Here is a 21,827-nt window from a genome sequence, read left to right as displayed (position 1 = left end):
ATACTCCAGTCGGAGGACAGATGATTTCGCAGGAGAAAAATTCAGGCATCGCGGCCGCCCCCATCGATCATGCCAGAGCGGGCCGCGCCCATCCGGTGACCCTCCGCGAAGTCGCTGAACTAGCGGGCGTGTCCACTGCCACTGTTTCCCTGGTCATCAACAAAAAGAAGAACGCGCGCATTGCGGACGAGACGCGTCAACGGGTCACTGAGGCGATCGCCCAACTGGGCTACCGTCCGAACGCCATGGCCCAAACACTGGTCAGTGGAACCTCGAAGTTCATCGGGTTGGTGGCCGACGGCGTAGCCACCACGCCCTTCGCGGGCCAGATCATCCATGGTGCCCAGGATGAAGCCTGGAAACATGGTTACGCACTGCTGATCGCCAACACCGAAGGCAACCAGGACCTCGAAAGAGATGCCATTGCCATGATGCTGGAATACAAAGTCCGCGGCATCCTCTACTCAACATGGTTCCACCGCCCCACCGATATCCCGGCAACCCTTCGCGAGGCGGATTTCGTCCTGGTCAACTGTTTTTCCCCCGACGCCGGGACCGCGCGGGCCGTAGTACCGGATGAGGCGCAAGGTGGACAGTCGGCCACAGAGATCCTGCTCCGCGGCGGCCACCGGCGAATCGCGTTTATCAACACCACTACCCCTGCACCCGCCAAAGATGGCCGACTCCAGGGCTACAAGGACGCACTTGAAGCCTCCGGAATTTCTTTTGATCCCGATCTGGTGCTGGAAGCGTACCCGGATCAGGAAGGCGGCTACGGTGCCACCGAGGATTTGCTCAAGCTTGGAGTCAGTGCGGTGTACTGCTACAACGACCGGATGGCCATGGGACTTTACGATGGCCTGCGGGAAAACGGCCTCTCCATCCCGGAGGACATTGCCGTGGTGGGTTTCGACAACCAGGAAGTCATCGCCGCCCACCTCCGGCCGCCACTTTCGACGGTGTCACTGCCCCACTATGAACTAGGCGCTGCGGGCGTTCGGATGCTGTTGGGCATTGATGCCGCGCCTCTCGAGTCCGCTGTGAAGATCGCTTGTCCGGCAGTTGAGCGCGACTCCGTGGCCGTTCACTCACCGGCCTGAAAACCCTCTTGACATTGCGTGTTGCCCGAGGCCGTAGATAGGAATAGCGTTGAGGTGGAAGCCCAGTGGTCCCCCATCACTGGGCTTCCCTTTGGAACCGGCAGGATGCGCTGCAGGCCTCCTATCGGAGAGTCGCTTTGAGAGGAGATCGACCTGATCAGTTTTCCTAAGGCGACTGCTGCAGCCGATGAACTGGGCGGGATTGTGGGTATCGCCGCGCAGGTAATCGAAGCCCTCGGTGAATGGGGCGTGGGCTTGCTGACGCTCCTGGAGACTGTCTTCCCGCCCATACCCAGCGAGGTGATCCTCCCACTGGCTGGATTCCTTACCCAACAGGGAAGCATGAACCTGATCCTGGTGTTCGTCACCAGCACCCTCGGGGCATATGCCGGCGCACTGCTCCTTTATTGGCTGGGGTACAAGGTGGGGTTGGAACGGTCCATCAAGCTACTTTCGAAACTGCCTTTGGTTGATCGGGAAGACTTCGAGAAGGCCGCTGATTGGTTCGAACGCCACGGTAAATCAGCAATATTCTTTGGCAGGTTGCTCCCCGGTGTGCGCAGCCTTATCTCCCTCCCGGCTGGTGCCGAACGCATGAACCTGATGACTTTCAGCCTCTTTACCGTGGCCGGGACCGGCGTATGGAACGCCCTGCTCATTGGGGCGGGATCACTGCTCGGCAAGCAATATCACCTTGTGGACCAGTACTCACGGTTCCTCAATTACGCCGTGTACGCAGGACTTGCCGCCTTCATAGTGTGGCTCATCATCCGAAGGGTCAAAAAGCGCAAGGAAAGCACTACGTAGCTGAAGGAAGTATCAGTTACGGAGCCACAGTTGACGGCCACTAGGCTGGCCCTATGCCCTCGCCGTGGACCTTCCTCATCTCCCTGCACGCCATCGCAGCCGGCTACGCCTTAATCTTCGGCGCCGTGAACCTGCTCCGCCGCAACAAAGGCAGCGCAGCGCACAAGATCCTGGGCCGCATCTGGGCAGTGGCCATGTACGTCGTAGTCCTCACCTCCTTCGGGATCAGAACCATCGACGGCGGCTTCAACTGGCTCCACGCCCTCTCTGTGCTGACGTTCTGTACGCTGACCATGGGCCTATGGTCCGTCCACCGCGGCAATATCCGTGCACACCAGCGGTTTATGACAGGCAGCTACTTCGGACTCATCGGTGCGTTCATCGGCGTCGTAGCCGTACCGGACAGAAGGCTCCCACAGATGGCCATCCATGACCTCGCCGGCCTCACCCTATGGGTGGCGGCCCTCGCACTTACCGCCGGGCTGACCGTCGCGGGGCTGATGCAACTGCGCCGGAAACCCGTACTAAGCCCCGGCACCCGAAAGTAAGGGACACACCGCCGATGCGGACAAACCGCCCGCATTTTTGGGCGTTTCGGCATCCCGGACAGGCGATTCGTACATAGGTAACTGACACACCCGGGAACGAGGCTTGAAGGACAGCATCACCGCCCTACCAAGGAGATCCCGTGACTACTTACAACTTGGCCCTGATTGGTTTCGGAGGCGTTAACCGCGCCCTGGCCGAACTGATCCGCGACGAACCACAGCGCTTCGCTTCCCTCGGATTCGAGCTCCGCGTCGTAGCCATCACCGACCTGGCCTTCGGATCACTCGTCCAGGGCGACGGCATCGACCTTGCAGCCGTCCTGGCCATGCCCCGCGGGACCTCCTTCGATGGCCTCCCCGGCGGCAGCTCCGACCCCCGAAATGAAGACGTCATCAAGAACAGCCCCGCCGATATCGTCGTCGAAGCAACCTTCACCAGCCCAATCGACGGCGAACCGGCCGTCTCGCACGTAAGGTGGGCCATCGAGTCGGGCAAGCACGTGGTGACTACCAACAAGGGTCCCGTCGCTCTCCGAGGCCCTGAACTGAGCAAACTCGCCGCAAGCAACGGCGTCCGCTTCGAATACGAAGGCGCCGTCATGAGCGGTACGCCAGTCATCCGCCTGGCACACAAGATGCTCGGAGGTCTCGAGCTGACGGCAGTCCAAGGCATCCTGAATGGAACCAGCAATTATGTGCTGGGCCGCATGGAAGCCGGTTTGCGCTTGGACGAGGCTATCGCCGAAGCCCAGGATCTCGGCTACGCGGAGGCTGACCCGACCGCGGACATCGGCGGCTCCGACGTCCGGCTCAAGGTCGCCATTCTGGCCAACGAACTGCTCGGGGCCGGCATGAAGCCCAGCGATGTAGAAACCACTGGCATTCAGGACATCAAGAGTGATGACGTGGCCAAGGCGTTGGCAAGCGGACATCGCTGGAAGCTGATCGGCGAAGCCCGCCGTGAAGCAGGCGGCCGGGTCGTTGCCACCGTCAAGCCGATCGCCCTGCAGGCCGATCACCCGCTCGCCGGCATTTCCGGTGCCACCAACGCCGTGTCTTTCACCACCGATCTGCTCGGGGCAGTCACTGTATCCGGCCCGGGCGCTGGCCGTGTGGAGACCGCCTACGCTCTCATCTCGGACATCATGGCCGTCAACGAATTCGTCAAAGGAGCCGTCCGTGCCTGAAACAGCCATTGCCGAAGCCAACTCCCCAGTGGCTACTCACGATCTGGTGGTGCACAACAAGTTTGACGGTTCCGTATTGGCAACCTTGCCCCAGTGCAGCGAGGCAGATGTACAGGTGGAGTTGATCCGTGCCGCTTCCGCCACTCCCGCAGCGGCCGCCATGCCCCGCCACGAGCGCGGCCGGATCCTGGACACCGCCGCCGACCTTCTTCAGGAGCGGTCTCAAAAGGTCGCGGAACTGATCGTTGCCGAAGCCGGCAAAACCATCAAACAGGCACGCAAGGAAGTCGCGCGGGCCGTCAACACCCTCAAGCTCTCGGCAGCGGAGACGCGCCGAAACGTCGGCGAAGTAGTCCCGTTCGACTCCTTCGCAGGCTCCGAGAACCGGCAGGGTTGGTTCACCCGTGAACCGCTGGGACTCATTGCGGCCATTACCCCGTACAACGACGCCTTGAACTTGGTGGCCCACAAGCTCGGCCCCGCGATTGCCGGCGGCAATACCGTGATCCTGAAGCCGTCGCAGCTGACTCCGTTGACAGCCATCCTCCTGGTGGACCTGCTGCGTGAGGCCGGGCTGCCGGCGGAGTTCGTTACCGTGGTCCTGGGTGATCGCACGATCGCTCAGACCATCATCTCCTCCAAGCTGGTCCGCATGGTTTCCTTCACAGGAGGTTTTGCCACCGGGCGTGCGATCGCGGCGAACGCCGGTATTAAGCGCTTGTCCATGGAACTCGGCGGCAACGCGCCTGTCATCGTGTTCGACGACGCCGACCTTGCCACCGCCGTCGAAGCCTGTGTCTCCGGCTCCTTCTGGGCTGCCGGACAGAACTGCATCGGCGCCCAGCGAATCCTTGTCCAAAGGACTGTCTTCGCTGCCTTCCTTAAGGACTTCGTCGCCCAAACGGCGGCTTTGAAAACCGGCGACCCGCGCAACGAACAAACCGACGTCGGACCCATGATCAGCAATGGCTCCGCTGTCGAAGCGAAGCGGAAGATCGATGACGCCGTCGTAGCCGGGGCACAGCTACTCACTGGCGGAACCCTGGACGGGCCGGTCCTGACGCCCGCTGTGCTCACGGGCGTCCCCCGCAACTGTGAGGCATGGAGCGAGGAAGTGTTTGCCCCCGTAGTCCTGGTGGAGCCGTTCGACTCGCCCGAGGAAGCCATCGAGCTGGCCAACGACAGCGAATACGCCCTGCAGGCCGGGGTATTCACTAAGGACCTGGGCCGAGCCCTGGCAACCGCCAAGGCAATCGACGCAGGCGGCGTCATGATCAACGACTCCTCGGACTACCGGCACGACGCAATGCCGTTCGGCGGTTCAAAATACGGCAGCATGGGCCGCGAAGGTGTCCACTTCGCCTACGAGGAAATGACCCAGCCCAAAGTCATCGCGATCGCCTCATGACCGCAGGCGTGAGAATTGAACAGGACAGCCTGGGGACCTTGGCGGTCCCCAGGTCCGCCTTGTGGGGAATCCATATTGAACTGGCCATCCTCAACTTCCCCATCAGCGGCATCCAATTTGCTTCAGCTCCCGCCCGAGCAGGCTGAGGCCTTAATGGGCGTCTGATTCGGGCCACAAGCTCGGTATCAGCGCCCCCTCAGCGTGGAGTCTGCCTGTCTATCACAGTCGAGAGGGACAAGGCAGTGGTGATATCGCGGACTCCGGGAAACTCTGAAACCTGCCGCCAGATTTCCTGGATCCTTGCTGCATCAGGTGCCTCCACCCTGGCGATCAGATCAAGCTCCCCACTCACGACGTCGCAGGTGGTAATTTCCGGAATCGCCCGCAACCCGGCGATGACGTCACCACCCCTCATCCTGTCCTGACGCTGAATCAGGAGCACGGCGTTGACTGTGGGCGCCCCGTTCCCAGCGGATTCCTTGATAGTGTAACCGTTGATGAAGCCGTCCCGTTCAAGCCGTTCGATTCGCTGCCGCACAGCGTTACGGGAAAGCAGCACCTTCCCGCCAAGTTGAGCCAAGCTGATGCGGGCGTTTCGACGAAGCTCGGCAAGAATCTGCGCGTCTATCTCATCGCGTGGATTCTTGGGCATGGGCGCTCCTGGCTGAGGGGGTTTGAACATGTGATTGGGCGATCCCGCGCAAGGCATCGATAACGACAGCCACTGCCCGGTGAACTACCCGTTCGGGGCGGACCAACATGTCCACGTGGCGAACTGTTTGCACGCCTTCGAGCGGACGCAGGACGACGTCCTGGGATGCAGGAATCCGAACGGTATGCCGGGGCAGCAATGCAAGGTGTCCACTTTCGGACAACATGGCCGCGGCAGTGCTGAAGTCATTGATCCTGTGCACAACGCGCATCGGATACCCGGCCGCAGCGGCTACTGCGTCGAGCATGTCGGCCGGTGAGAAACCAGCATGGGTGGAAATCCACGTCGTTCCCACCAAGTCAGAAGGTTTCAGCGTCCTCTTCATCGCCAGATCATGGGACGAGTGCATTGCCACGTCCATAGGTTCCCGCAACAACGACAACACGGCAAGCCTGTCCCTGGGCCACGGTGGTGTGTGACTCATTCTGTGGCCGATCACAATGTCGTAGCTGGCCGTCAGAGCGGGGAACGAAACACGGTCGACGTCTTCATCGACGCATTCAACCACTGGGAATCCTTCCGTGTGTTCCAAGGCGGCCAACTCGGGGAAGAACGTCATCGCTGCGCTGTGGAAAGCACTGACGCGCACGGTCCGATCGATGCCTCCGACAAACTCATCCACCGTTGCTTCAGCGCGGGTGATCGCCTCGGAAACAGCGATTGCAGCTACCGCCAGGGCCTGACCGGCATCAGTGAGTTCAACGGATCGCCCCCGTTTCTGAGTGAGGGGTGCCTTGAACTTACGTTGAAGCGCAGCGAGTGACTGGGAGACCGCCGAGGGGCTCACGCCAAGAACGCGTGCCGTAGCGGCCACACTGCCGTGATCGCCGAGCTCGCGCAAGACGCTGAGTTGATAGGGATCCATAAGCCTTACCTTAATCGTTGAGAACAACATATCTCATAGGCACTATGTTTCCGCCACTCCCGGCTGTGCCAGGAACAGGCAAAGGAATCTGTCAACGCTCCCGGGCGATACCCATTTAGGGTGCACTCTAAGTGCAGTATGCTGCATTCATGGATGAGAACATCGCAACTTTGGCTTCGGCCATCGGCACGCGGGTGAAGCAGGAGCGCCTGGGTCGCCGTATGACTCTGGATCAACTGGCCGAAGCGGCGGGCGTTAGCCGCCGCATGCTGGTCAACGTTGAGCAAGCAACCATGAATCCCAGCGTCGGCACTCTGCTAAGGATCAGCGAGGCCTTGGGCGTCGGGCTGCCGGACCTGGTCCAGTCGCCCGAGCCCAAGGCCGTCACAGTGACCCGCAAGGGTGAAGGTGCCGTGCTGTGGAGCAGCGATGCGGGCGGACGCGGCGTGCTGGTCGGCGGAACAGCTCCACCGGAAGTAGTGGAGTTATGGGACTGGATCCTCGGACCAGGCGACCAGCACTCAAGCGAAGCACATACTCCCGGCACCAAGGAACTCCTGCAGGTTCAACAAGGCACCGTCATGGTGGGCATTGCGGACCAAACGATCATTCTCGAAGTCGGGGACTCGGTCACTTTCCCCGGAGACGTAGCCCACTCTTACAGCAACAGCACCTCCGAACCGGCACGGTTCTCCCTCGCCGTCTTTGAACGCGGTGTCGGTTCAGGCCATCGGGAGGCAGGCAATGCCTAGTACCCAAGCCCTTCAGGAAACCCTGGACGCCGCCCAGGTTGAACCCGCTGTTTTCGAACTTCGACCCGACTACCGGGCCCTGCTGATTGCAGTCGATGGCCTCGTTCCCGGGGCCAGCGATGAAGCAAGCAACGCCTTGCTGGAGCAGGCTGAGGAAGGTGCCCGGACAGCCCTGAGCGAGCAGAAGGCCGAACACCTTCCGCACATTGCCGCATGGCGGGAGGCGTACCAAGCCTTCGGCGCCAAGCCCAACCGCACACGTAACAGCCTTGAAGCATTGGTTCGGCGGGCGGATGCGGGCCTCCCGAGGGTCAACAGGCTCACGGACCTTTACAACGCAATCTCGGTCATGCACCAGATCCCGCTCGGCGGCGAAGACCTCGCCCGATACAGCGGGGCACCACGACTGGTTCGTGCGACGGGCCAGGAACCTTTCGACACCATAGCCAGCGGAGAACCGATCGTCGAATACCCCGACGCCGGTGAAGTTCTCTGGTGCGACGACGACGGCGTCACCTGCCGTCGATGGAATTGGCGTCAAGGCCGCCGCACGCAATTGCGTGACGAGACCACCTCAGCTTTGTTCATTTTGGACGCACTTGCACCGATGAGCACCGAATCGTTGCTTGCTGCAGGAGCTGACCTTAGCAAGCACCTGTCCACGCTGGGTTCAGAGGTCGTCAGCGTCCAGCGCCTGATCAGCCATCGCCCAGCGCCGCATTCCACTGCCCGCTGATGAGGGCGTACCCTCCGAAAGGAAACCTGATTGGTCGAGCGTTGACGACGGACTGGTCTACACCCGAAATGCCGGAGCCAACCAGGTCGCCCTGGAAACAAGGCTTGCCGCTATGGAAGGCGCCGACGCGGCAGCCGCTTTCGCCACGGGCGTGGCCGCCTTGCATGGAGTGTTCTTCGCCCTCCTGAAGTCCGGCGATCACGTGGTGGTTTCCAACGTCACCTACGAAGCGGTCTACCGTCTCTTCGGGGAACTTCTTCCGGAAAAGTACGGCATTGAGGCCACCTTCGTTGATGCGGACGACCTGGAAGCAGTCCGGGCAGCCGTTGGTCCGAACACGAAGCTGATTCACGCTGAAACCATCGCCAATCCCACTACCAAGGTGGCCAACGTTGCCGCCCTGGCCAGTATCGCCAAGGACGCCGGCGTCCTGCTGACCATTGATGCCACGTTCACTCCGGCACCTTTCTACCGAGCCCTCGACGACGGCGCAGACTTGGTCATCCACTCGCTGACCTAGTACATCAACGGTCACGGCGACGCAATGGGCGGTGTGGTCATTGGACGACGCGAACTCGTCCAGCACATCCGGCACGATGCCATCGTTGATGCCGGCGGAGTGATTTCGCCTTTCAACGCCTGGATGATCATGCGCGGTTCCGTGACCCTGCCGCTGCGCCTCAAGCAGCAATTCTCCAGCGCGGAGAAGGTAGCGGCAGTCCTCGAATCCGACCCGCGGATCGCCTACGTCCTCTACCCTGGCCTGGTCTCCCACCCGCAGCACGAACTGGCCGGCAAACAATTCGGAGGCCGCGGCTTCGGAGGCGTTCTCGCATTCGCTGTGGAAGGTGACTCAAATACCCAGAACACCTTCGTGAAAAACCTGCAGGTCATCACGTCGGCGGTCTCGCTCGGCCACGATGAAACGCTGATCGTCCATGTCGGCCCGGATGCCCGCGGCGGATCGGAAAACTACCCGGCATCATTCCATAAGTACGGCCACTTGCGCGCCTGTCCATCGGGCTTGAAGACCCCGAGGACATTATTGATGACATCCTCAGCGCCCTGGACAAGACCTTCGGGGACAAGTAGACACCATAGGACAAAGCCTGGGACGGACGCTGGAGCAGCGCCCGTCCCAGGCTTGGCCTTCTTTCCAATCTGTCCGGTCCGGCACACGAACTCGTCGCCAGGAAGGATCAGCTTCGGGACCGATCGAGATGGCGGTCAACAAAGGAGACCACCACAGCCGAGACGACGAGCCCGGCTGCCAGGTATAGGGGAAGCCTGGTTGCAGGCGCGACGAGTGCCCCCGCAAGCGCTGTCCCGGCCGAACCGGCAGTGATTTTCAGGGCGCCGATCCAGACGAATACCTGACCTCGCGCCGCTGGCGGCGCGTATTCGCTACGGGCCGCCAAGGTGGAGGCGAAGAAGTAGGAGTTCAGCACGCCGGCGCAAGCAAAGGCTCCAACCGCCGTCGGGAATATCCCCGCTATGGCCGCACCGCCCAAGGCAATCCCTACCGCGGCGGCCAGCCAGGTCATTAATGGGTCTGCGTCTGTTTGCAGGGGCCGGATCATGACGCCCGCTGATCCCAGGAGTCCGCCCAGTCCATAGGCTGCTGTCAATATGCCGGCTGCTGCCGGCGCTACCCCCAGTTCGCCCGTGGATGCCACAGCGGTGATCGGTAGTGCGGCCACTGACAGGGCCACGACAACGGTCATGTACAGGGTTCGTCGCAGCGGGCCGTTGGAGATCATCATCAGCAGTGTCCGGCCAGGCCGGGGAACTTCGGCGGCAACCGAAGCCGGAGGCGTGTAGGGCAATAGCCTGATGACAGCAGCGGCCACAAACGTTGATCCTGCAAGGATCAGTGCGGCAGTGGCGGGGTTGGCCCAGGCCGAGACGGCCGCCACCAAGGACGGTCCGATCGTCCCGCTGATGCCGTACGTGGCCACGTCCCAGCCCTGAGCGCGCCTTTGGCTGGTGCGCTCAGGGCCGGCGATTGCTGCCAATCTGCTGCTGATGCCGCCCGTGAGCAGAGGACCGACCAGGCCGGAGGCGATGAGCAGGAGACCGGGAACAATGGGCGGGCTTACGGGGAAAAGAAGAACCGCAGCCGCGAGGGTTGCGCCATGGACAACACATGCCCACGCAATTACTGTCCTGCCATCCTTGGCGGTATCCAGGCTGCGCGCTATGAGGGGCCCGAAGAGATGCGGCGCCGTGATGCAAGCACCCAAAATTCCAGCCAACCAGCCGGGCGCTCCGCTCGTGGTTGCCAGCAGAACTATCGCGACAACTGCTCCGCCATCGGCACTACGCGCCAGGGTGGCAGCGAGGACATAGCGTGCAAGGCCACCCGGAGAGCCCGGCTGGTTCGTCCGACGGTGCTGGTTCTTTCTTGCCAGGCTAACTGACACCTAAGCCTCCAAACCACATTGCCGAATGGCCTCGGCCACTCTTTCCCGCCCCTCGGAGTCCAAGCCGTGGAGGGGCAGCGGCAAAGCCGAGGACGGCACGACGCCTAGGTCCTCAGCCAGGGCTGCGGTGACGCGAAGGCTTCCATAGGTACGGAACAGGGACCAGATCGGTTCCAGATCCGAGGAGGCGGCCGATGCCAGATCGTTTCGACCCGCGACAGCATGATCGACAAGGGTCCTTGCCTGTTGAGGCAACACCCCGGCAATCACCGAGTACCAGACGTTGCATCCAGCCAGCAGTGCCTCGGCGGCCGCCCAGTCTCCACTGATGCCCAGTGACGTCTCCTCCGGCAAACCGGCCTTGAGCTTGGCAACCCTGGCGGCTACTTCACCGGAGGCGGGCGGCGGAATCTTTATGGAAGCAATTCCCGGAATCCTGGCAATCCTGGCGTGCAGGTCATCGCTGAAGGTGAAGCCGGTGGTGCCTGGGTTGTCATAGACAACAATTGGAAGATCGGACTCTCCCGCGACGGTATCGAAGAGCCCGAAAACCTCGGCCTCCGATAGCTTTTGGTAGGACACCGGTGCCAGCAGCAGAGCTGAAGCACCGGCGTTTTGGGCATCAGCGGCAAATACCAGGACGTCCCGCGTGCGAACAGCTCCTATTCCGGCGAGAACAGGCACCCCGCTTGCTGCTTCCACAGCAATTTCGAGGACTGCCCTCCGTTCCTCGCGTGAGAGATAGGCGTAGTTTCCGGTCGAACCGAGAACACCCAGCGAATCTGCTCCGGCCTTCGCAACGCGGTTCACCACCCGGCCAAGTGCCTTCAGGTCGACACTTTCACCGGCCATGGGGGTGAGGGGGAATGCACTGAGGCCGTTGAACACTGGTCCTACTTTCGTCATGCTGCAGAATCGCAGCGCTTCGTGGTGACGTGGTCCATGCTTCCAAAGGCCTTGGTCCTACACTAGGTCCAAGAACGTATAAGCCTGGAGGTCCAAGTGAGTGAAGCGGAAATACCGATTGAACTGGACAGGAACAGCCCGATGTCGCTCGCGGCACAAGTGGCCAGCAAGCTGCGCACCGCAATCCTCAATGGCATTCTCCAGCCAGAGCACACGCTGCCTGCGACCCGAAGACTCGCAACAGAACTGGGCATTTCACGGGGTGTGGTGGTGCGCGCATTCGAACAACTGGCAGGCGAAGGGTTCCTCGAGAGCAACGGCTCGGGCGGGACCAAGGTGGCCGTTCGTCCCGATATGCAACCCCGCCCCTCCAACGGGAAACAACCCAGCAGGCCCCCTCTCCCGGCTGACGTGATAGACCTGACGCCTGGCCGCCCATCCGGATCACCGTTTCAGGACAGGCAATGGCGCAGCGCCTGGAAGTCGGCCATAGGGGAACAGGGGAACATCCAACTCCCACCAGCCCTGGGGACCATGGCACTCCGGGAAGCAGTGGCTGATCACCTTGCCGTATCACGAGGGCTCGCCGTCGATGCAGAAGACGTCATCATCACCGGTGGCACCAGTGACGCGCTGCATCTCGTCGTCGCCATGCTCCGCAACCGCTCGCCACAGCCGCGCATCCTGGTAGAGGACCCTGGCTACCCCACAGCACGCCGGGTCATGACGGCGGCCGGCGCACAGCTGGCGACAGTGCCGGTGGATCAAAACGGCCTGGACAGCTCACAGCTGGCCTTGCTGGAGAAAATACCGGATGCAGTCCTGGTGACCCCGAGCCACCAATACCCCTTGGGCGGCAGGATGGCCGTCCAGGAAAGGCTGGGGCTGCTCAAATGGGCAGACCAACATGGTGTTCTTGTGCTGGAGGATGACTATGACAGCGAATTCCGCCACAGCAGAATGCCCCTTCCGGCCATGGCATCCCTCCCAAGCGCGGCCGACGTCGTCCTGCTGGGTACGTTCTCCAAGAACCTCAGCCCGTGGCTGCGATGCGGATACTTAGTGGTTCGGGGCAACTCCGGCGAAATGCTGAAAGCCACGAGGGAGGCCTTGGACACGCCCGTGGCCGGGGTGCTGCAATCAGCTATCGCACACTACATTAAGGGCGGCGGGCTTTCCCGGCATATCACGCGGGCCAGGCGCGAATACGCGCATCGACGATCCCTCCTCATCGACCGCCTGAACCCGCGGGATGACTTGGAACTCACCGCACTCGACGGCGGGCTGCATGCGGTCATTCGCTTCAAAAGCCCCGACGCGACAAGCGTGGCCACAAAGGCCTTGGAGTTAGGAGTGCGGGTGGTCCCCTTGGCTGGATACTACGCCGATCGCCCAGCCGAAAACGGTTTGGTCGTTGGCTATGGGGCCGTCTCCGACCTGCAACTTGCCAAGGCCCTGGCTGTTCTCTCGGGCCTGATAGGAGACGGCGCCCAGGGCTTGAGGTCAGACCCCTCCGACTAGCAACTAGAAGCGCATTCCAGTGGGTGGGCATCGGCGCTGTACTCACCGCGGTGCTTGCCGTCCTACGCGAGCAGGAGAAACTCTCCCTTTCGCGCGCCGCACTGCTCCGGCTTGGGATTTGCAGCCAAACGGATTCCAATCGCCTGTGTCATCGGTCTGAAACTCATAAACGCAAAACCATCAAGTCCCCCGACACATCCATTCCGTGACGATCAGAAACGCCCAACCCGTGGCACACGCCCCCCACGCGGGCCTTCTATTTCAAGAATCACGACGGCGATCCCGCCTCAGCGCCGCGCTTCTGGACGCTTGAAAAACATCCCGTACATGGCGCTGCTGAGCCTGGGCCTGATCCGCGTCTCACCCGAATCAGGCCCAGCTGCTCACGGTCCCTTCGGCCGTTCCACTTCTGAAACCTCACAACGAGTGGTGTCTCGTTCTTTGAGGACTACATGTCCAGGTGGCCGAGGAACTCTCCGGTATATGGGCAAAGGTAGGCGACGGTGTCATTCACACGGACCGTGAAGTCGGTACCCCCGGGGACCTCGAACCGTTCGCCTTCCTTGTAGGTGGTCCACTCCCCCTGACCGGCAGGCTGCTGCACATCCCAGGTACCGCGAACGAGATGCATCCACTCCTTGACGGGAGCTTCGAACTTCCACTCACCGGGCTCCATCACCCCGACGGTGAAGTTGCCCTGCTCGTTCTTGAATTCGAGGCTGCGTACCTGTCCCTCGAAGTATTCGTTCTGGCCGATCATGACATGCTCCCATTCGCAGTTGTGTTCTTCGGCTCGCTGATTGCGGCCTGCTGAGAATCACACTATTGAAGCCATGCTTCCCGTACCATCGCCGGAGCGTACTCTTTGCTGGGTACGTAGTGGCCCCAATGTACAGAAATGCGACCCGATCGTTGTTAACATAGGGCCATGGCACTTGAATCAAAGTCGTTCACGGTGGCCAGGCTTGCCTCCATTCCAAACATCGGACTGACCATGGCGCACGGAGGCAGCGGAGTTGAACGAGCAGCCGGTATCCCGATCTCCGTCGAGCGGAAGGGGCGATTCCCTGAGCTCCACGGCGGTGAGATAGTGCTTACCAGCGGGCTGCACATCGGTGAGGATTGGACAGCCTGGAAGAATTTCCTGCTGGCAGCTACGGGGGCCGGCGCCTCCGGGCTCATCATTGGCCTCGGCACAGGGGCAGCCTTCGAAAGCCTCCCGACACAGGTGCTGACCCTGGCAAGCGAACATGACCTGCCACTGCTGACCGGCGACATTGCCGACTTCGGGCGGATTGCGCACACTATCGCCGTTCTCCACTCGGAGGGACAACGGGAATCGTTCAGGCGACCGCTCGACCTTCAGATGGAGATCACCGCGATCGTGGCCCGCGGCGGTTCGTTCGGAGACCTGCTGGCTGGCTGGCAGCAACGGACCGAGGAGGCAGTAGCCGCGTATGACCGCCTCGGGCGGGTCATTGCCAGAAGCTCGTCCTTCCCAGCGAACCTGCTCGCTCCGCTGGGCAAACGCCTGGCCGGTCAAGAAGCTCCACGACTCGGAGAACAACTTCGCCTGAACGCAACCGAGCTGGCTGCCGATCCCGATGGCACGTCTGCAAGCCCCGAAGGAACGGTCGAAATCTCCCCCTTCGCGGGCAACGACACCGTACGCGGGTTCTGCGTCCGCATTACTACGGGCCATGAGACGGCCGAACTCGCTGCACCGGCGCTGCGTTCCCTCCTTGCCCTCGAATTTGAACGTGTGTGGTTCCTGGACGAGTCAGCGCGCCGCAAACGCGCTGAACGGTTTGCCCGTCTCCTGACGCTTACGGAGCCGGGCAGTGCTCGGACATTCCTCCGCAGTATCGGCATCGATTCGGGTCCGCTGTGGGGCGTAAGCATCGAAGCGCGCAATGAAACACATGCTGAAGTTCTCATCGACGACCTCGCCGTGGTGCTCGCCGCCCCCTTCGTCCGGCATCGCCACCGGATCGTGGAGTGCCTGGCAACTGTCGATCCCCGGCAGGCATTAGCTGACTACGGCCTTGGCGTCCCCACGGGCATCGGCACGCGGGGGGCTCCCGAGCACTCAGCCCGCAGCATCAGGCAGGCTACCCTGGCATTGGAGACCAGCCGTCGGGCCGGCACTCCCATCGAATACGTCGACGGGGCCTCGCACGAGTTCCTGATCAACGCCGCCCCATCGGACTACCTGGAATCTTTCTCCAGCGCCGTCCTTGCCCCCATCGAGAAGTCGCGAGGAGGCGAAGCCCTCCTGAACACACTGCATACGTGGCTTCTTGAGCGCCGATCCGTCGAGGCGACGGCGGAACGGATGGGAGTCCACCGACACACTGTGCGGAACCGGATGCAGCGGATCGTCCAGATCACCGGTCACGATCTTGACGGCATCGATGCTCAAACCGAACTGTGGCTCGCCCTGAAAGTCCGAGGCTTCCGCGACACTAGAGACTCACCCATAGGGCCATAACCAACCGGCGAGATTCTCCGTCACGGCCATATTCCGTCGTGACCTTCGGTGCCATGATGGTCGTCACATCCTGCGGACCCACCGCGAAGATCCGGTACTCAAATGAGGAACGACATCATGCCCACCACCGTAGCCACCACAGATTCAGTCCCCCGATCCATACTCCGCCGAGTCGTGATTGCCAGCGGGCTTGGCACCCTGCTGGAGTACTTCGACTACGCCAGCTACAGCTACCTCGCGACCACCATCGCCGTGGTCTTCTTTCCCCCGGAGGACCGGGCAGTTGCGCTCATGAGCACCTTTGCGGTGTTTGCACTTTCGTTCCTTGTTCGCCCACTCGGGGCCTTCGTTTGGGGCAGCCTTGGCGACAAAATCGGACGCAAGAGCATCCTCGCTACGACAATCATCCTCATGTCCGGGGCAACGTTCCTCATTGGCTTCATTCCAAGCTATGCCACCATCGGCGTCGCCGCACCAATCCTTCTTCTCCTGCTTCGAGTGACGCAGAGCTTCTCCGCCTCAGGCGAATACGCCGGCGCTGGCACTTTTGTTGCCGAGTATGCTCCTGTAGCCAAACGGGGCCTGCTCACCAGCGTGGTACCCATAGCCGCTGCCTCAGGGTTCCTGGTAGCTTCCCTCATGGCCACGGTCCTCTACGCCAGCACCTCACCGGAATTCATGCAGGAGTGGGGCTGGAGGATCCCGTTCCTGATCGCCGGCCCTCTCGGTATCGTTGGCCTCTGGCTGCGCATGCGACTGGAAGACACCCCGCAATTCCGCAGGGCGCTGGAACTCGAGAAGAAGCAGCTCAAGACAGCGGCCGACCAACTTCCGGCCACAAACCGCTGGTCGGAAACCCGCAAGAGCCTTCCGTCGATGTTCAAAGCACTGCTCGTTATGTCACTCAATGCCGGCGCCTACTACCTGCTGCTCAGTTACACGCCATCATTCCTGATAGAAGAAGCCGGGATGAGCGAAGCCACAGCGACGCTGGTGGTCACGATCGGACTCGTCGCGCACATCATCTTCATCCCCCTGGCGGCCCGCCTCTCCGACCGGATCGGCCGCAAACGGACCTTGATGATCTCGAGCATCGCCTTCATCGTGTTGAGCTACCCGATCATGACGCTGCTCTCCTTCGGAGGAGTGGTCCTCGCCTCCGCGGTCCTCATCGTGTCACTGATGTTCTTCGCCATGAACGATGCCGTCTTCCCTTCCTTCTTCACCGAGCTGTTCGGCACCCGCTCCCGCTACCTCGGGTTCGCACTGCCCTTCAACGTCGGAGCCATGCTCTTCGGCGGCGTCGCGCCACTCATCGGCACCTGGCTGATCGCCACCACCGGCAACCCCAGCTCACCGGCATTCTTCCTGATGGGTATCGGAGTCCTCTCACTGGTTGGCCTCCTCATGAGCGCAGAAACCGCACGCAAACCACTCGCCGACGAGCAAGCTGAAGTAAGCAAGGCGCCGGTCGCCACGGTGTAGCGCCCCAACACCAAACGACTCGACTTCAGAACCAAGCTCAGGGTCGGACAGCATTTCCGGTAATTGCTGTCCGGCCCTCAGTGCAGATGCGAGCAGTAGTTACTCGCCCAGGCGAGCCTCCGCATCTAACGAGGCACGACTTCCCGGGTACAGCGGAATCGCTGGTCGTCTGCATAGCATTGGGCTCAACGACTATTGGGGGTAGCAGTGAATTTAAGTCCGGCTTTCGGAATCATCGGGATCCTATACGCGGTCTTCGTTATCGCGGTGGCCGTCCTGGCCGTGTATGCGTTGGTCTTGTCCATCATTTTCTTGCGGCTGAGGATCGCAGAGTTGAAGAGGGCTGCAGGGACCGAAGACAGCTGACTCCCCTGCGAAACGGCAAGAACGCAGCGGCGCCTGGTTAGGACCTGGTAGCGGTCGACCAAGTCGCACAGCACGGCAGAGGCTAGGGAACGGGATGCGCTGGCCTCACCGAAACTGCTCACGCTTCCGAATTCGGGGCCTTGGTCTTCCGGGGTTGGAGTCCAGAGCCTATGAACTGACCCAGACCGATTTCAACCATCGACGTAAGGCGCACGCAATGCACCCGCTGTTCATTTAGCGGTCACTTTCAAGTAGCCCATAAGTACCTAGTTGTAATGATCGGTGACGAAAACCTGGGATTGGAGTTCGTGTGATGGTGATTCCGGCCCGAAGCAATGCGGATCTGCAGCAGTACTCTGCCTTATCGGCCTGCCGCTCGGGTCGAGCGAACCGTTTATGACGTCTCACTGAACCCGATTTTGCCCTTCGACACATTCGGGCATCACAGCCAGCCGTCGCTGATTCGCGAGCTTCCGGTTCAGCTAATTTCTTCGTTGACAAGCAAAGAAGATTCCGAAATATTCACTACAAGGGAAAGTCAGCAGTGTATTTGAATTGCTTGTCATGAGATTGACAGAAACATTCTCACGATGCCAAAAACGGCAGACTCTCAAAGACAACCCGATTGTCAGAAATTATGAAATTTTTTCCACCGCTTCGTTGACCGAAGTCCCTTCGGCGCAAGATCAGTGGACGTATCCGCCAATCCACGGACTAGAGGCATCGTGGACACCGATGCCCTACACTGCACCGGCCGCCGCAGCCAAAGAACTGCACAAACGTGTTGAGAACTTGAGAATTTATGTGACTGAAATGAGTACCACGCAGAATTTCACCACAACTGACACAGGGCCGATTGTGCATCTAATACCTCGAAGCAATTGAAGTCTCGACCATTACATCATTCCGGTCCCACGGCATACTTGCATCGACAGCAGTGAGGATCGGGGCGCACTTTCCACCGGGAGCCGGTTTTGCGGCACTCATATCCATCGGGTACGTTGTGGTTACTTTGTCGAATGGGGGCGACATTTGTTGCCCCACAGAACTGTTTCAAGGCACACAGTGGGGGCTATGCGTGACCAGTAACGTCATTAAAATCAGTAACCTAAGCAAGAGATACGGCACTTTGCAGGCCGTTCAGGATTTGTCCCTGCAAGTGGAGCGCGCATCCATCTTTGCCTTTCTGGGAACCAACGGTGCCGGCAAGTCCACCACCATCGGCTGCATCACCACCACTCTCGGATTCGACAGCGGAACCATTCAAGTCGCCGGCCATATCGTGGGCAAGGAAGACGATGAGATTCGACGCAAGATTGGCGTCGTTTTCCAACAGTCGCTGCTGGACCCGACACTGTCGGTCAGGCAAAACCTCGACATACGAGCAGGTTTTTATGGGCTCACGAGGTCCGAGCGGACCCAGCGCATCAGTGAACTCGCCCAGCTCATAGGTCTCGAATCTTTCCTCGAGAAGCCCTTCTACGGGCGGCTCTCCGGTGGCCAGAAGCGCCGGGCGGACATCGCGCGGGCTCTTATCCATCGACCCGAGATTCTTTTCCTTGATGAGCCGACCGCCGGCTTGGACCCGCAGAGCCGGGAACAAGTCTGGCAAACCATTCACAAACTTCGCGACGACGACGGCCTGACCGTTTTCCTCACGACCCACTACATGGAAGAGACCGAGGTGGCTGACCAGGTCTCCATCATCGACTCCGGAAAATTGGTCGCCCAGGGAACGCCTGCGCAATTGCGTGAACAGCACAGCAACAGCATCCTCACCGTCACCACAGACGATCATGAATTCCTCGCGGAGTACTGCAGGACCGCCGACCTGAGCTGGACACTCGACAATGACGTTTATCGCGTTGAGGTAGATGACTCGAAGCAGGCCCGGCACCTGCTCATTGTGGGCGCAGAACGCGTCCACGACTTCGAGTTCCGGCACGGACGCATGGACGACGTCTTCCTTGCACTGACATCCAAGAGGAGCGAACCGTGAACAGCATCATGATTCTCAGCGGCCGTAACCTGATGATCTTCTTCCGCGACAGGGCCGGGGTGTTTTTCTCCCTGCTCTCGGCGCTGATTCTCATCGCCCTTTACGCCCTGTTCCTCGGCAACCTGCAAGTGGATAACCTGCAGACAAGATTCCCTGACGCAAGCAGCTCGGAAATCAGCGCTTTCGTCAACGCCTGGGTTTTTGCTGGCATTACGATGATCACCACCCTGACCACCGGACTTGCCGCCCTCAACGTATTTGTTGACGATGCGTCGACCGGGCGTTTCCGTGACTTCCTCGTCTCCCCTATCAGGCGGACGAACATGATTCTCGGATACTTGATCGCGAGCTTCGTCATCTCCGTCATCATGACAGCGGTGGTTATCCTGGTAGGCCAGCTCTACATCCTCTTCCGCGGGGAACCCTTGATGACCTGGGCCCAGCTTGGACAATGCGCCGCCGTCGTCCTGGTTTCATCTGCGGCGTTTGCCGCGCTGTCCAGCTTCGTGGTCACTTTCATCAAGTCCAGCACCGCCTTCTCAGCTCTGAGCACCATCGTTGGAACCATCATCGGCTTCCTTGCCGGCGCTTACATCCCGGCCGGCACCCTGCCCTCCGGTGTGGTCAATGTCCTGAACGCACTTCCTTTCGCGCAATCAGCCATGTTGATCCGCCAGCCTTACACGTCACAGGCACTTGAAGCGCTGACAAATAACCAAGACCAGGCCGTCGACGCAGTGCAGACGTTCTACGGCATCACAGCTTCAGTCGGCGATCTCGCGGTGACGAACACACTGGCGATCTCCGTGCTCCTTGGAATGGTTGTCGTCTTCATCGCACTGGGCTCCTGGCGAATCGGTCGGCGCATACGATGACCGGCAACGAGGACCTGTGGGGAGGCCTCGAGTCCACCGTCGCTATGTTCCCGGGCCAAGGCAGCCAGCGTCCGGGAATGGGCAAGGCCCTGACAAAGAATTTCCAGGTGGCCGACGACGTCTTTGATGAATGTTCCGATGCGCTCGGCATTGATGTCCGTGAACTTGCCTGGGATTCAGCCCCGGAGCAACTGGGGAAAACCGAAAACACGCAAGTGGCGCTCGTCGCGGCCAGCATCGCTGCGTGGAGGGTGTGGACCCAGGTGGGCGGCAACCTGGCCCACGCAGTAGCCGGACACAGCATCGGGGCGCTGTCAGCGGCCATTGCAGGCGGATACATACCGTTGGCAGATGGCATCAAACTTGCCAGGCGCCGAGGTCATTTGATGGCCTCGGCCCCTGGACGAGGGTCGATGTTGGCCGTGGCTGTCCGGGGAGAGGAACAACGAGATGGACTCATCGCCTCGGCAGCAACGTTCGGTCTCGACGTAGCCGCAGTCAACGGCGAACGCCAGATCGTTCTCTCCGGGCCCATCAACGACATTGAGGACGCGCGGAAACACTTCGGCGCTAAATCAACCCAGCTCAACGTCAGCCACGGATTCCATTCCCGGCTGATGGACCCTGTGATGGGCGAATGGCAGGAGTTACTGCGCCACGCGCCGTTCCGCGACGGGGACGTACCACTGCTGGGCTGCACCTCACCCCGGCGCCTGGAAACCGCGATGGAGGTCTCCAACGAGCTCTATTTCGGCATCCGACAACCGGTGCGATGGGACCAGGTCCTTCAAAGCGCGGACAGCTTCGGGACCTGGGTTTACGTGGGAACAGCAAAATCACTTTCCCGTCTCAGACGGAATCAAACTCAAACAGTTCAGATCGTGGAGGACACGTATGTTGGACGTCGAACCTAGCCCTATCACCTTGGTTGTGGGCGCATCCCGGGGCATCGGCAAAGCCTGCGCACTGGAACTTGCCAGGAACGGTCATGACATTGTGATCTTCTACCGGCAGGACGACGAGGGCGCTGCTGGAACAGTTGAAGCGATACGGGAACTGGGACGCAGGGCCTTGGCGGTCCGCGTCGACGTTTCCGTTGAAGCCGACGTCCGCGCAGCCTTCCGTACGGTTCTCAAAGACTTCGGACGAATCGGCTCCGTTGTTTACAGTTCCGGAATCACCGCTGACGGGCTACTGGCAACAATGTCCCTGAATAACTGGGAGCGCGTCATCAGCACCAACCTGACCGGCGCGTTCCTGGTCTGTCGCGAAAGTGTCAAGGCTTTACGTAAAACAGGCGGCTCGATCGTGCTCATCAGCTCCACCTCGGGTATCAGCGGCCAGCCCGGCCAAGCGAACTACAGCGCGACCAAGGGCGGAATCAACGCCCTGACCCAATCCATGGCCAAGGAAATGGCGTCCTTCGGCATCAGGGTAAACGCTGTGGCACCCGGATTTACGAACACCGACATGCTCAAACAGATGGATGCCAGAGCACGTCGCGAATATACCCGGCACATCCCGCTGCAACGAATCGGTGAACCCCACGAGATAGCTGCAGCTGTGGCATTCCTCGTAGGACACCAAAGCTCATACATCACCGGTCAGGTCCTCGCCGTCGACGGCGGCCTGACCTCCTGAAGGAG

Annotated in this window: 19 protein-coding genes and 1 pseudogene; 15 read left to right on the top strand and 5 right to left on the bottom strand. The window is 60.8% G+C overall.

Features of this window, described 5'->3' with window-relative positions:
- The first annotated feature begins 20 nt into the window (after positions 1-20).
- From AC6CH8_RS00255 to AC6CH8_RS00235, 5 genes are all read left to right on the top strand, one after another.
- Complete coding sequence (locus AC6CH8_RS00255) at positions 21-1,100, top strand: LacI family DNA-binding transcriptional regulator (RefSeq protein ID WP_498188157.1); 1,080 nt, start codon at positions 21-23, stop codon at positions 1,098-1,100.
- A 204-nt stretch (positions 1,101-1,304) separates the two neighbouring features.
- Positions 1,305-1,907 (top strand): DedA family protein, encoded by a 603-nt coding sequence (locus tag AC6CH8_RS00250; RefSeq protein ID WP_498188155.1) that lies wholly within the window; start codon positions 1,305-1,307, stop codon positions 1,905-1,907.
- A 53-nt stretch (positions 1,908-1,960) separates the two neighbouring features.
- Positions 1,961-2,455 carry a DUF2306 domain-containing protein gene (locus tag AC6CH8_RS00245; RefSeq protein WP_420180255.1) on the top strand — a complete coding sequence of 165 codons (495 nt, stop codon included), beginning with the start codon at positions 1,961-1,963 and terminating at the stop codon, positions 2,453-2,455.
- Between the two features lie 140 nt (positions 2,456-2,595).
- Positions 2,596-3,642, top strand: a complete 1,047-nt coding sequence (locus tag AC6CH8_RS00240; RefSeq protein ID WP_498188154.1) for a homoserine dehydrogenase — start codon at positions 2,596-2,598, stop codon at positions 3,640-3,642.
- Entirely contained in the window at positions 3,635-5,050 is a 1,416-nt protein-coding gene (locus AC6CH8_RS00235; protein WP_498188152.1) for an aldehyde dehydrogenase family protein, read from the top strand. The genes AC6CH8_RS00240 and AC6CH8_RS00235 overlap by 8 nt, the downstream gene beginning before the upstream one ends.
- A 196-nt stretch (positions 5,051-5,246) precedes the next feature.
- Here AC6CH8_RS00235 and AC6CH8_RS00230 read toward each other — a convergent pair whose 3' ends face one another.
- The gene (locus tag AC6CH8_RS00230; RefSeq protein WP_498188148.1) at positions 5,247-5,702 is read right to left on the bottom strand and encodes an Lrp/AsnC family transcriptional regulator; all 456 of its coding nucleotides are present in this window, start codon (positions 5,700-5,702) and stop codon (positions 5,247-5,249) included.
- The gene (locus tag AC6CH8_RS00225; protein WP_498188146.1) at positions 5,680-6,627 is read right to left on the bottom strand and encodes a LysR family transcriptional regulator; all 948 of its coding nucleotides are present in this window, start codon (positions 6,625-6,627) and stop codon (positions 5,680-5,682) included. The genes AC6CH8_RS00230 and AC6CH8_RS00225 overlap by 23 nt, the downstream gene beginning before the upstream one ends.
- A gap of 149 nt (positions 6,628-6,776) precedes the next feature.
- Here AC6CH8_RS00225 and AC6CH8_RS00220 point away from each other — a divergent pair, with 149 nt between their 5' ends.
- The 3 genes and pseudogenes from AC6CH8_RS00220 to AC6CH8_RS00210 all read left to right on the top strand — a co-directional run.
- Positions 6,777-7,379 carry a helix-turn-helix domain-containing protein gene (locus AC6CH8_RS00220; RefSeq protein WP_498188144.1) on the top strand — a complete coding sequence of 201 codons (603 nt, stop codon included), beginning with the start codon at positions 6,777-6,779 and terminating at the stop codon, positions 7,377-7,379.
- Positions 7,372-8,115, top strand: a complete 744-nt coding sequence (locus AC6CH8_RS00215; protein WP_498188142.1) for a B3/B4 domain-containing protein — start codon at positions 7,372-7,374, stop codon at positions 8,113-8,115. Before AC6CH8_RS00220 ends, AC6CH8_RS00215 begins: the two co-directional genes overlap by 8 nt.
- Positions 8,084-8,995, top strand: a pseudogene (locus tag AC6CH8_RS00210) (trans-sulfuration enzyme family protein); the annotation flags it as partial. The gene AC6CH8_RS00215 and the pseudogene AC6CH8_RS00210, both read left to right, overlap by 32 nt.
- Before the next feature lie 319 nt (positions 8,996-9,314).
- Here the strand turns inward: AC6CH8_RS00210 and AC6CH8_RS00205 are convergent.
- On the bottom strand, positions 9,315-10,538 hold the full coding sequence (locus AC6CH8_RS00205) for an MFS transporter (protein ID WP_498188140.1): 1,224 nt from the start codon (positions 10,536-10,538) through the stop codon (positions 9,315-9,317).
- Positions 10,539-11,444, bottom strand: coding sequence for a dihydrodipicolinate synthase family protein (locus AC6CH8_RS00200; RefSeq protein WP_498188137.1), 906 nt, complete (start codon positions 11,442-11,444; stop codon positions 10,539-10,541). It lies immediately after the preceding gene.
- Between the two features lie 96 nt (positions 11,445-11,540).
- Between AC6CH8_RS00200 and pdxR the strand changes: the two genes are divergently transcribed.
- The gene (gene pdxR, locus AC6CH8_RS00195) at positions 11,541-12,965 is read left to right on the top strand and encodes a MocR-like pyridoxine biosynthesis transcription factor PdxR (RefSeq protein WP_498188135.1); all 1,425 of its coding nucleotides are present in this window, start codon (positions 11,541-11,543) and stop codon (positions 12,963-12,965) included.
- A gap of 448 nt (positions 12,966-13,413) precedes the next feature.
- Here the strand turns inward: pdxR and ppnP are convergent, their stop codons facing one another.
- Complete coding sequence (ppnP, locus tag AC6CH8_RS00190) at positions 13,414-13,725, bottom strand: pyrimidine/purine nucleoside phosphorylase (RefSeq protein ID WP_091465575.1); 312 nt, start codon at positions 13,723-13,725, stop codon at positions 13,414-13,416.
- 168 nt (positions 13,726-13,893) lie between these two features.
- On the opposite strand from ppnP, the gene AC6CH8_RS00185 reads away from it, so the two are divergent.
- The 6 genes from AC6CH8_RS00185 (at position 13,894) to fabG (ending at position 21,822) form a co-directional block, all read left to right on the top strand.
- Entirely contained in the window at positions 13,894-15,456 is a 1,563-nt protein-coding gene (locus AC6CH8_RS00185; RefSeq protein ID WP_498188133.1) for a helix-turn-helix domain-containing protein, read from the top strand.
- Positions 15,457-15,573: 117 nt separating this feature from the next.
- On the top strand, positions 15,574-16,941 hold the full coding sequence (locus AC6CH8_RS00180) for an MFS transporter (RefSeq protein ID WP_498188131.1): 1,368 nt from the start codon (positions 15,574-15,576) through the stop codon (positions 16,939-16,941).
- Positions 16,942-18,385: 1,444 nt separating this feature from the next.
- Entirely contained in the window at positions 18,386-19,306 is a 921-nt protein-coding gene (locus tag AC6CH8_RS00175) for an ABC transporter ATP-binding protein (RefSeq protein WP_498188129.1), read from the top strand.
- Positions 19,303-20,181 (top strand): ABC transporter permease, encoded by an 879-nt coding sequence (locus tag AC6CH8_RS00170; RefSeq protein WP_178996093.1) that lies wholly within the window; start codon positions 19,303-19,305, stop codon positions 20,179-20,181. Before AC6CH8_RS00175 ends, AC6CH8_RS00170 begins: the two co-directional genes overlap by 4 nt.
- Positions 20,178-21,095, top strand: coding sequence for an ACP S-malonyltransferase (locus tag AC6CH8_RS00165; RefSeq protein WP_498188127.1), 918 nt, complete (start codon positions 20,178-20,180; stop codon positions 21,093-21,095). The genes AC6CH8_RS00170 and AC6CH8_RS00165 overlap by 4 nt, the downstream gene beginning before the upstream one ends.
- On the top strand, positions 21,076-21,822 hold the full coding sequence (gene fabG / locus AC6CH8_RS00160; RefSeq protein WP_498188125.1) for a 3-oxoacyl-ACP reductase FabG: 747 nt from the start codon (positions 21,076-21,078) through the stop codon (positions 21,820-21,822). Before AC6CH8_RS00165 ends, fabG begins: the two co-directional genes overlap by 20 nt.
- Positions 21,823-21,827 lie beyond the last annotated feature (5 nt).

It is taken from the genome of Paenarthrobacter sp. GQ52 (assembly GCF_059759005.1).
The sequence above is the reverse complement of the archived record's forward strand: the minus strand, read 5'-3'. Positions and strand labels throughout refer to the sequence as shown.